Source organism: Desulforegula conservatrix Mb1Pa (assembly GCF_000426225.1).
GTDB classification, from domain to species: domain Bacteria; phylum Desulfobacterota; class Desulfobacteria; order Desulfobacterales; family Desulforegulaceae; genus Desulforegula; species Desulforegula conservatrix.
Map to the genome: position 1 here is coordinate 1 of NZ_AUEY01000144.1, position 3,054 is coordinate 3,054.

At 37.9% G+C, this 3,054-nt stretch carries 3 protein-coding genes; 1 reads left to right on the top strand and 2 read right to left on the bottom strand.

All coding sequences use genetic code 11. The annotated features are described in order from the left end of the window. Positions 1-427 precede the first annotated feature (427 nt). Positions 428-955, top strand: a complete 528-nt coding sequence (locus tag K245_RS0121065) for a peptidylprolyl isomerase (protein ID WP_027360750.1) — start codon at positions 428-430, stop codon at positions 953-955. Positions 956-1,214: 259 nt separating this feature from the next. Here the strand turns inward: K245_RS0121065 and K245_RS0121070 are convergent, their stop codons facing one another. Together K245_RS0121070 and K245_RS0121075 are read right to left on the bottom strand one after the other, a co-directional pair. Continuing rightward, complete coding sequence (locus K245_RS0121070; protein ID WP_027360751.1) at positions 1,215-1,832, bottom strand: hypothetical protein; 618 nt, start codon at positions 1,830-1,832, stop codon at positions 1,215-1,217. Positions 1,833-1,891: 59 nt separating this feature from the next. Further along, positions 1,892-2,470, bottom strand: coding sequence for a YfbM family protein (locus tag K245_RS0121075; RefSeq protein WP_027360752.1), 579 nt, complete (start codon positions 2,468-2,470; stop codon positions 1,892-1,894). Positions 2,471-3,054: the final 584 nt, after the last annotated feature.

The window sequence follows — 3,054 nt, forward strand, 5'->3', positions numbered from 1 at the left end:
TCATATTTTTTGCCATGCTACACCTCCATCATATCTGGATAATCTTTCACATGCCTTAAGATAAGCATGGCGGAGTAAAAATGGTAATCAAAATATTTTTTAAGCCATGGTAGCCCCAATATCATTTGCAATGATTTATCTGCTCTGCGGCAACAGCTGGCATGCCTTCATTTTTTTTCGGGCTCATGGAATAAGCTCTGTTGTATTAAAGTGAGAATCCATGATATCCTCTCTCTCTGCTTCACTGGTTTCCTTAATTGTTATTTTTTTGCAGATACAAAATACATAACATAATTAGGTATTTGAAGCCATTTAAACTGCTTTTTTTATTACTACTATAGTATTTCTGGCTTGATTTTGCAATTAGCTCTACTGCTATAGTTTTTAAACTTTTGGCAATTAAAAACAAATTGAAGGAAAGAAAGATATGATTATTAAATGCAGCCACAAAGAAGACCACAAAAGATTAACAGCGGTATTTGAAACCAGCATGGGTACATTTGAAGCAGAACTTTTTGCTGAAGAATGCCCTGAAACAGTATGGAATTTTGTAAATCTTGCCGAAGGACGTCAGGAAACAGAAAAAGGCGGCAATTTCTATGACGGCATATCATTCCACAGAATCATCAAGGGTTTTATGATCCAGGGAGGATGCCCGGATGGAAACGGCACAGGAGGTCCTGGTTACAGATTCAAGGATGAATGCAAACCAGAACTCAAACATTCAGGAGCTGGCATACTTTCAATGGCAAATGCTGGCCCTAATACAAACGGCAGCCAGTTTTTCATAACACTTGCCGCCACCCCTCATCTTAATAAAAAGCATACCGTCTTTGGACAGGTTACAAAGGGAATGGGAGTTATCAAAAAAATAGGTGACGTACAGACAGGTTACATGGATCGCCCTGAAACTCCTGTGACCATAGAAAAGGTAACAATAGTAAGACCGCAATAACGAAAATAAAGGATGCAGGGAACATAACTCTCTGCATCCTTATTATCACTGATGATTTAGCCAATTCGTTTCCCCCCCGGTTTTAGAAACAAACATGACAAGGTCGCAAAAGTCCGATTTCCGTCATTCCGGCCCAGGCCGGAATCCAGAAGTGGCTGAAATTAATGGATGCCGAATCAAGTCCGGCATGACTCTTAAGCCATTTTTAGACTTTTTGCGAGTCCATCAAACATGATGATCTCACAAAAAGCAAAAAAAGCTACCTTGCCTTTTTAATATCAGAAATCTGAATCCCTATATCTCCGAAATCGAAATCAGATATTCCACCTTTGGAATCTATTATCTGGGATTTCAAATATTCTATCCCACCAAGAAAATCGATATTCGACACCTGATCTTCAAGAAAATAATCAAAAGGGAGCGAAACGCTTATTTCTTCATGGTTCTTGGGCTTAACAAGAAAAACAGCCCTGCCTTTGATATAATTCCTGTCACCGCCGTCGACTTCCCAGAACGGAATTTCAATAGAAAGCTTTTCTAGAAAATTCGCCTGTGCCCCAAAATATGAAAGCAGTATGGGATCATGAAGAAGTACATACTGAAAATGCCTCACCAAATTGGTAAAAAGATGTTCAACGAATGCTTTTTCAATATCATCCCTTGCTACTCCGCATTGTCTTGAGATGATGTCACCTATAAGGGGATTTTGCCCATTTTTCTTCCCAAGAGCCTGATTTTCAAGAGCTCTTTCCATTTCTTCGTCTGTAATAAGGCCTTTATCAATAAGTACTTTACCAAATTTTATATTAAATTTAATCTTAGTCAGACCAATTGTTTTCCTAATATCGTCACTACTTTCAACAAAAGATGCATCCATAAAAAACTCCAGAAAAAATCCTAAATACTACCATTTATAAACATTCATAAAAATGAAGCTCAGGTGATATAAACAAGCATTCCCTTGCCTGCGTCAAGCGTTCTTTTAAGAAAAAGTTTCAGTTTCTCAAAATAATCGAGAAGATACCCGAAACATTCATCTTCCGGCTCATCCCAAATAAAAGGATAAATATTGTTAGCATTGAACCATTTTTTATCGCATTTCTTTTTCAAGTCGCTCGACTGAATATTTTCAATTGCCATATATATCTGTTCAAGTTCATTTTGTTTAAAAGCCCTTGCAGGCCCATAACCGACATCGATCCGGCCGATGAAGTGGCCGCCATCCATTATGAACCCAAGGATATCAGCAGCGCCTGCCGGATCATCGCACAAAAGGAAGTGAATCCCATGCCAGGCCTTGTCAACGTCAAACTCCTCGTTACCATTTTCAGGAGTCCATATTATCAACTCTTTATCAGGTTCATATGCAAGTCCAAAGAGCCTTGCCAGAAAACCGGGCTTTTTTTGAGATCCTGAGAAATCATTAAAAAGCACCTGCCTTATTCTGTCCGGTTTCCTGATAAGCGCCTCAATTTCTTCATCACTTGCAGATCTGAAACATCCGATCATACTCATGAAGATCCCTTTCAAATATTAAAGAAGCGGATAGCGCGCAGGTATTATGCTGCAATCAAGCTCAATTGTGATGGTATCTTAAAAAGCCAGAAAAAGGCTTCAGAGTCATGGCGGGCTTGATCCTGCATATAGTAATTTCAGTTAGTTATAATTTTAGACATTCGCCTTAATGGCGAAAATCGGATTTTTTGCGGCCTTGCCAAACTTTGGGTTTAAATCTTTAATAAATTCAGACCCAGCTTGAAAATATTTTGTATCCTTTCTGATATTTATTCGATAATCAGCCTTTGGATATCTTAAAAAGCAATGCATCTTTTTAGAAATAAATTATTTCATGCATTTAGGTCAAAGTTTTATTTCAAATTGAGCCAATAAATTCATAAAAAATCTAAGATGTACTAAATGAAGCGTCAGCATAACATTCCAGCGTCAACACCTATAAATCTTAAAAGTCTTTTTCGAACTTTTTCTTAAAAATAGTGATAAAAATTTCTGATTACCACTCTGCTTCAGCCATAGAAAGCATGGTTGATGGCATGGGTGGAGTCCTAAGAGCAACATAAATCAGTCTGTGAATCATGGAC

Bases quoted from the DNA above. Each gene is read 5' to 3' on its own strand.
- K245_RS0121070 (WP_027360751.1), bottom strand. From the start codon at position 1,832: ATGGATGCATCTTTTGTTGAAAGTAGTGACGATATTAGGAAAACAATT.
- K245_RS0121065 (WP_027360750.1), top strand. From the start codon at position 428: ATGATTATTAAATGCAGCCACAAAGAAGACCACAAAAGATTAACAGCG.
- K245_RS0121075 (WP_027360752.1), bottom strand. From the start codon at position 2,470: ATGAGTATGATCGGATGTTTCAGATCTGCAAGTGATGAAGAAATTGAG.